At 75.4% G+C, this 6,947-nt stretch carries 9 protein-coding genes; 7 read left to right on the forward strand and 2 right to left on the reverse strand.

Going from position 1 to position 6,947, the window contains the following annotated elements:
- Positions 1–237: 237 nt before the first annotated feature.
- Complete coding sequence (locus tag NWP09_RS10540; protein WP_258275470.1) at positions 238–1,008, forward strand: endonuclease/exonuclease/phosphatase family protein; 771 nt, start codon at positions 238–240, stop codon at positions 1,006–1,008.
- Positions 1,009–1,094: 86 nt separating this feature from the next.
- Entirely contained in the window at positions 1,095–2,231 is a 1,137-nt protein-coding gene (locus tag NWP09_RS10545; RefSeq protein ID WP_258275471.1) for an SRPBCC domain-containing protein, read from the forward strand.
- 29 nt (positions 2,232–2,260) lie between these two features.
- Here the strand turns inward: NWP09_RS10545 and NWP09_RS10550 are convergent, their stop codons facing one another.
- The gene (locus tag NWP09_RS10550; protein ID WP_258275472.1) at positions 2,261–2,950 is read right to left on the reverse strand and encodes a YdeI family protein; all 690 of its coding nucleotides are present in this window, start codon (positions 2,948–2,950) and stop codon (positions 2,261–2,263) included.
- A gap of 166 nt (positions 2,951–3,116) precedes the next feature.
- Between NWP09_RS10550 and NWP09_RS10555 the strand changes: the two genes are divergently transcribed.
- The 3 genes from NWP09_RS10555 (at position 3,117) to NWP09_RS10565 (ending at position 5,217) form a co-directional block, all read left to right on the forward strand.
- Positions 3,117–4,058 carry a hypothetical protein gene (locus NWP09_RS10555; RefSeq protein ID WP_258275473.1) on the forward strand — a complete coding sequence of 314 codons (942 nt, stop codon included), beginning with the start codon at positions 3,117–3,119 and terminating at the stop codon, positions 4,056–4,058.
- Positions 4,059–4,159: 101 nt separating this feature from the next.
- Positions 4,160–4,552 (forward strand): phage holin family protein, encoded by a 393-nt coding sequence (locus tag NWP09_RS10560; protein WP_258275477.1) that lies wholly within the window; start codon positions 4,160–4,162, stop codon positions 4,550–4,552.
- Positions 4,549–5,217: a DUF3618 domain-containing protein gene (locus NWP09_RS10565; RefSeq protein ID WP_258275474.1), complete on the forward strand. Its 669-nt coding sequence runs from the start codon at positions 4,549–4,551 to the stop codon at positions 5,215–5,217. The genes NWP09_RS10560 and NWP09_RS10565 overlap by 4 nt, the downstream gene beginning before the upstream one ends.
- Before the next feature lie 59 nt (positions 5,218–5,276).
- On the opposite strand, the gene NWP09_RS10570 is transcribed toward NWP09_RS10565, so the two are convergent.
- Positions 5,277–6,341, reverse strand: coding sequence for a low specificity L-threonine aldolase (locus NWP09_RS10570; RefSeq protein ID WP_258275475.1), 1,065 nt, complete (start codon positions 6,339–6,341; stop codon positions 5,277–5,279).
- A 122-nt stretch (positions 6,342–6,463) separates the two neighbouring features.
- Here NWP09_RS10570 and NWP09_RS10575 point away from each other — a divergent pair, with 122 nt between their 5' ends.
- Together NWP09_RS10575 and NWP09_RS10580 are read left to right on the forward strand one after the other, a co-directional pair.
- Positions 6,464–6,802, forward strand: a complete 339-nt coding sequence (locus NWP09_RS10575; protein WP_258275476.1) for a hypothetical protein — start codon at positions 6,464–6,466, stop codon at positions 6,800–6,802.
- Between the two features lie 41 nt (positions 6,803–6,843).
- A partial coding sequence (locus tag NWP09_RS10580) for a deoxyribodipyrimidine photo-lyase (RefSeq protein WP_258275478.1) occupies positions 6,844–6,947 on the forward strand: 104 nt, incomplete at its 3' end.

Here is a 6,947-nt window from a genome sequence, read left to right on the forward strand (position 1 = left end):
GGCGAGGCGGGCGCCGCGCGCGCGCCCTCGCCGGGCTCGGCGAGCGCGACGCCCGCGATCTTGGTGCCGCCCACGTCGAGTCCTGCGATCGTCACCCGCCCATCCTGCCGCGTCCCCGCGACGGCCAGCGCGGGGCCAGCACCCGAGGCGGGGGTGCTGCCGCGGTGCGGCCCCGAGCTCGACCGCCCCGCGCATCGCTCCTGGCCCAAGTCGAGCCGCGCTCGCCATGATGTGCGCATGCGGCTCGCGACGTGGAACATCCTGCACGGCCGCACGCCGGCCGATCCGACCGTCGATGCGGCGACGCTGTCGCGCGCGATCGCCGCGCTCGACGCGGATGTGCTCGCGCTGCAGGAGGTCGACCGCGGGCAGCCCCGCTCGGGCATGCTCGACCTCACGGCGCTCGCCGCCGAGGCGATGGGCGGCGCCGCGTCGCTCTTCGTGCCGACGCTCATCGGCGACCCGGCACGCGAGTGGCGCACCGCGACCGAGGCCGACATGGACGCCGCGACCGACGCGTACGGCACGGCGCTCGTGACCCGCTACCCCGTGCTGCGCTGGCACGTGCTGCGACTGCCCCCGTCTGCCCGATTCCGGGCGCCGATGCTCGTGCCCGCGGAGCGCTCGGTCGTCTGGATCCGCGACGAGCCGCGCGCGGTGGTCGCCGCGACCATCCGCACGCCGCACGGCACGTGGACCGTCGCGAGCGCCCACCTCTCGTTCGTGCAGGGCGTCAACGTGCGGCAGCTGCGCCGCGCCCTGCGGTGGCTCGAGGCGCTGCCGGCCCCGCAGCTGCTCCTGGGCGACCTCAACCTGCCGCCGGCGATCGTGCGCCGGGTGGCGCGCGCCCGCATGCTCGCCCGCGGCGCGACGTTCCCCGCGAGCCGCCCGATGGTGCAGATCGACCACGTGCTGAGCGACGAGCCGCTGCCGCCCTTCCGCCAGCTGCGCATGCCGCCGCTCGGCGTCTCCGACCACCTGCCCGTCGTGCTCGAGGTCGACCGGTAGCGACCGCCGCCCGTCGCCGTCCCGCGATCGCCGCCGCTCCTCGACTCTCCCCTCCGTCCGAGCCCCGCGCGCGGCAGACTGGTCGCATGCGCATCCTCGTGACCGCCTTCGAGCCGTTCGGCGGCGACGCCGAGAACGCGAGCCTCGAGGCCGTGCGCCGGCTCGCCGCGGCGTGGGCCGAGAGCCCGCAGCAGGGCGTCGAGCTCGTCACCGGGACGCTCCCGGTCGCGTTCGCGGCCGCCGGTCCCGCGCTCGCCGCGCTCGTCGACGAGCACCGGCCGGATGCGGTGCTCGCGGTCGGCGAGGCGGGCGGCCGCTCGGCGATCACCCCGGAGCGCTGGGCGGTCAACGAGGACGACGCGCGCATCCCCGACAACGCCGGCGACCAGCCGCGCGCGACCCCGATCGAGGCGGGCGGCGAGGCGCGGCGGCCGTCGGGCTTCGACGCGGACGCGCTCGCGAGCGCGATCCTGGCTGTCGGGCTGCCGGCCGACCCGAGCGACGACGCCGGCCGCTTCCTCTGCAACCACGTGGCCTACCTCGTCGCGGGGCTCGACGTGCCGGGCGGGTTCGTGCACGTGCCGGCGGTGCGCTCGCGCGGCACCGCGGGCGTCGGGGACGAGACCGACTCCGGGGCGTCGGCCGGCGCATCCGCCATCACCCACGACGGCCGCGCCCTCACGTTCGACGACCTCGCCCTCGGCCTCGCCGCCGTCGTGCGGGCGATCGCGCGGGGCGAGGCGGCGGCGCACGAGCATCCGCGGGAGCCGAGGCGCATCGACCGCGCCGGCACGGTGATCGCGGCACCGCCCGAGCGCGTCTACGAGGCGCTCCTCGACGAGCGGGCGCTGACCGCGTGGCTCGCCCCCGACGGTGCGACCGCGACGATCGAGCAGATGAGCGCCCGGGAGGGCGGCGGGTTCCGCGCGGTGCTGCGCTTCGCGGACCCCGCGGACCCGAAGACGGACGCCGACAGCGACGCCTCGCGCGTGACGTTCGTCGAGCTCGTGCCGGGGGAGCTCGTCGTGCAGCGCGTCGCGTTCGAGACTGCCGAGGAGCGCTTCGCCGGCGAGATGCTCATGACGTGGCGGATGCAGCCGGTCGCGGCGGGCACGCGGGTCACGGTCTCGGCGACCGACGTGCCGCCGGGCATCTCGCGCGAGGACCACGAGCTCGGGCTCGGGCAGTCGCTCGCGAAGCTCGCGGCGTACCTCGAGGGCTAGTCCGTCGCCATCGCGGGCGCCCGCTGCCGCTACGGAGCCGCTTCGGCGGCGGCAGCCGCGGCCGCCGCTGCGCGCTCGACCCACCTTGGCGTCTCGCCGTAGCGCTGCGGCGGGATGAGCCGGCCGGCGGCGGAGTCGTCGACGAGCTGGCGCACGCGCTGCTCGCGCGTCGCCTCGCGCTTCGCTCCGAGCACCCACGAGAGCGCCGCCCTGCGGTAGCCCGCCGTGGCGGCGTCGAGGAACGCGCGCGCGGGCGCCGACGCGTCGAGGTGCTGCTGCAGCTCGCGCGGCAGCTCGAGGGAGCCGCCCTCGTAGGAGTAGATCGCGGTGCGGTCGTCGCGCCGTGCCTCGAACGCGGCGATGCCGGCCGGGCGCATCCGCCCCTCCGCGAGCAGCCGCTCGACGTGCGCGACGTTCACCGCCGACCAGGTCGAGCCGGGCTTCCGCGGCGTCCAGCGCTGGCGCCGCGCGTCGTCGTCGATGCGCTGCGAGAGCGAGTCGATCCAGCCGAAGCACAGCGCCTCGGGCACCGCCTCGGCCCACGTGAGCCCGCGCGGCGACACGTGCTTGGCGCGCAGCCCCATCCACAGCTCGGTCTCGGTCGCGTGGTGCAGCTCGAGCCACGAGCGGAACTCGGCGGCGTCGCGGAAGAACACGGCCGGGCGCTCCGCCGTGCCTCCCGGCGAGCCGGGCGGTGCGACGTCCTCGCGGCGGCCCATGCCCTGAGCCTGCCACGGACCGCCCTCTACCACCTCTCCTACAGGTCGCGCCCCCGTCGCATGCGGCTCACTCGCCGCGTGCTCCCAGGTTCGGGGTACACCGTGGGTCCACACCCGCAGAACAGGCAGCGGAGCACGGTCTCCGCCTGATCAGGATGGACGGACGATGACGAACGCGCAGCAGCCCGGGAGCCCGATGGATGACCGCACCGCGGTCGGCGGCGCAGCCCCGGCCGTGCCCGGCCAGACGACCGGCACCACCAGCTCCACCGGCACGACCGGCATGACCGGCACGACGACCCCGCGCCCCGGCGCGCACGCCGGCGGCGCCGCCGGCGGTCAGAGCACCGCCGACACCGCGAAGGAGGAGGCGGCGCACGTCGGCGAGACGGCCAAGGACGCCGGCCGCCGAGTCGCGGGCACCGCGAAGGACGAGGCGCGCAACGTCGCTTCCGAGGCGAAGGCCCAGGGCCGTCGCCTGCTCGACCAGACGATGCACGAGGCCTCCTCGCAGGCCAAGGCGCAGCAGTCGCGGGCGGCTGAGGGCATGCGCACCTTCAGCAGCCAGCTCCGCGACATGGCCGACGGCAAGCAGCCCGAGGACGGCTTCGCGCTCCAGCTCGTGCGCGAGGTCGGCGATCGCGTCGACGCCGCGGGCCGCTGGCTCGACGAGCGCGAGCCGGCCGACCTGCTCGACGAGGTGAAGACCTTCGCGCGCCGCCGCCCGGGCGTGTTCATCGCGGTGGCCGGCGTCGCCGGCCTCCTCGTGGGGCGCCTCACTCGCGGCATGATCAGCCAGTCGAAGGAGGAGCACGACCGTCAGCGCGGCCTGACGGGCGGCTACGGCACGACGACCGGCTACGGCACCACGACCGGCTACGGGACGACGACCGGCTACGGCACCACGACCGGCTACGGCACGACCGGCACGACGGCCCCGGGCTATGGCACGACCGCGACCGGCGCGGGCACGACCGGCAGCAGCTACGGCGGCGCCGCGAGCTCGCTCGACGAGGGCGTCGTCGACCCGGTGACGGGGCTCCCGACGAACGAGACCCTCGACCCGGCGACGGGCCTGCCCACCAGCCGGAGGGAGGCCGGGCTGTGACCGGCCCCGACTTCAGCGGCGCCACGAACGCGACCGCGGGCAACGGCGGGCGTCACTCCGCTGACGACCCTGCCGTCCTCGCCGCCGACACCCCGGCTGAGGTGCGCGCCGCATCGCAGTCCGTCGGCGACATCGTCGGCGACCTGATGCGCGACATCTCGACGCTCATGCGGGAGGAGATCGCGCTCGCGAAGGCCGAGGCCAAGGAGCAGGCGTCGCGCGCCGGCAAGGGCGTGGGCATGCTCGGCGGCGCGGGCTACGCCGGGAGCATGGTGCTCCTGTTCCTGTCGCTCGCGCTCATGTTCGTGCTCGGCGACCTCACCGAGCACCTCGGCTGGGGCGCGCTCATCGTGGCCGTGATCTGGGGGATCGTCGCGGCGATCCTCTACTTCAGCGGCCGCAGCGCCCTCAAGGAGGTCGAGCCGATGCCCGAGACGGTCGATTCCGTCAAGCAAATCCCCGACGCACTGCACACCAAGGAGGAGAACCGATGACCGAGACACCCGAGGAGATCCGGGCGCGCATCGATCGCACCCGCGAGAGCGTCAGCGGCGACGTCGACGCGCTGGCCGAGAAGGTGTCGCCCAGCGGCATCGTCAGCCGTGAGACCGAGCGAGTGAAGGGCAAGGTGCAGGGCGTGAAGGAGCGGCTGTTCGGCTCCGACGACCCCCGCGACCACGGGGCCGTGGGCGGCGTCGGGCACGACGTGAAGGATGCGGTGGGGCACGCGGGCGAGAGCGTCCGGGAGGGCGCAGACCGCGCGATGCAGAAGGCGAAGGGCAATCCGCTCGCCGTCGGGCTCATCGCGTTCGGCGCCGGCGCGCTCATCGCGTCGCTCATCCCCGCGAGCGATGCCGAGAAGCAGGCCGCCGCGAAGGTGAAGGAGGGCGCCGAGCCGCTCGTCGAGGGCGCGAAGGACGTCGCGAAGGAGATGGGCGAGCACCTCAAGGAGCCCGCGCAGCAGGCGGCGCAGTCGGTGAAGGACACCGCGCAGAGCGCCGGCGAGCACGTGCGCGACGAAGCACAGGGCGCCGCGAGCGACGTCCAGTCCGACGCGCAGCGTGCGAAGCAGCGGGTGCAGGACGAGGCGGGCTCGGGTTCGAGCTCGACCTCGACGACCCGCTCGAACGACACCTGGAGCAGCGGCTCCGGCATCTGACGGACAGCTGGCGACCCGAGGCCCCGGTGGAGTACCGCCGGGGCCTCGTCCGTGCGCGCCTACGCGCCGACGGCCTCCCGCACGGCGCGCGCGAGCGCATCCACGTCGTCCTCGGTCGTGTCCCACGTGCACATCCAGCGCACCTCGCGCGCCGCCGCATCCCAGTCGTAGAAGAAGAACGCGTCGCGCACGCGGTCGGCGACGCCCTCCGGCAGCCGCGCGAAGACGCCGTTCGCCTGCGTCGGGTACGCGAACGAGACGCCCGGCACCGGCTCGACGGCCGCCCGCAGCCGCGCGGCCATCGCGTTCGCGTGCGCGGCGTTCCGCTGCCACAGGTCGCCCTCGTAGAGCGCGACGAGCTGCGCCGAGATGAAGCGCATCTTCGAGGCGAGCTGCATGTTGAGCTTGCGGAGGTAGACGAGCGCCTCGGCGACGCGCTGCTCGGCCGCGCGGGTCGAGAGCACGACGACGGCCTCGGCGCCCATCGCGCCGTTCTTCGTGCCGCCGAGCGAGAGGATGTCGACGCCCGCGTCGGTCGTGCACGCCCGCAGCGGCTCGCCGAGCGCGACCGCCGCGTTCGAGATGCGAGCGCCGTCGACGTGCAGCAGCATGCCGCGCTCGTGCACGTGATCGGCGATCGCGCGGATCTCGTCGGCGGTGTAGAGCGTGCCGAGCTCGGTCGACTGGGTGATCGACACGGCGAGCGGCTGCGCGCGGTGCTCGTCGCCCCAGCCCCACGCCTCGAGGTCGATGAGCTCGGGGGTGAGCTTGCCGTCGGGCGTCGGCACGGTGAGCAGCTTGAGGCCGCCGACCCGCTCGGGCGCGCCGCCCTCGTCGACGTTGATGTGCGCGCTCTTCGCCGCGACGACCGCCCCCCAGCGCGGCAGGAGCGACTGCAGCGCGAGCACGTTCGCCCCGGTGCCGTTGAAGACGGGGAACGCCTCGGCGCCCGCGCCGAAGTGCTCGCGCACGACCTCCTGCAGGCCAGCGGTCCAGCGGTCGGCGCCGTACGCGCTCTGGTGGCCGGCGTTGGCGCTCGCGATCGCCTCGAGCACCTCGGGGTGCACGCCGGAGTAGTTGTCGGAGGCGAAGCCGCGGCGGTCCGCGTCGTGGAGCTGCTGCACGGGACGATCCTCCCAGAGATGCGCGCGGTGCCCGTTCCCAGGCGGGAGGGCCACAATGCGGGCGGGGAGACCCCGCGGAGCCGGCGATGGGGCCGGCTGCCGCGCGAGGAGCGGAGGAGCACATGAACCACCACGGATCGCACGAGCACGACGAGCACCACGAGCACGCGGAGCACCACGCCCACCACGAGCACGGCGACGGCGTGCGCCGCGACGAGGAGCTCACCGACTGGATCGACGACGACGCGGCCTCGCCGGTCGAGGGGCTCGGCTCGACGCCCGGCAGCGCCGGCACCCCGGTGCGCGACGCAGCCTCGCCCGCCGAGGGTGCGCGCGGCTCGTCGGGGGCCGGCGACACCCAGGACGCGGCGTCGCCGGCGCAGGGGCTCGGCCCGTCGCCGACGGGCGAGGGAGCACCCGTGCACGACGCCGACTCGCCGGAGCACGGCACCGGCGCCTGACGGCCCAGGCCGCGCCGGAGCGCCCCGAGTAGCCTGCGCGCATGGGTGCGCAGATCGTCTGGTTCCGGCGCGACCTGCGCGTGCGCGACCACCCGGCGCTCGCCGCGGCCGCCGCGGCGGGCGACGCCGTCCCCTATACACACCT

Source organism: Agrococcus sp. HG114 (assembly GCF_024723325.1).
Taxonomy (GTDB): Bacteria; Actinomycetota; Actinomycetes; order Actinomycetales; family Microbacteriaceae; genus Agrococcus.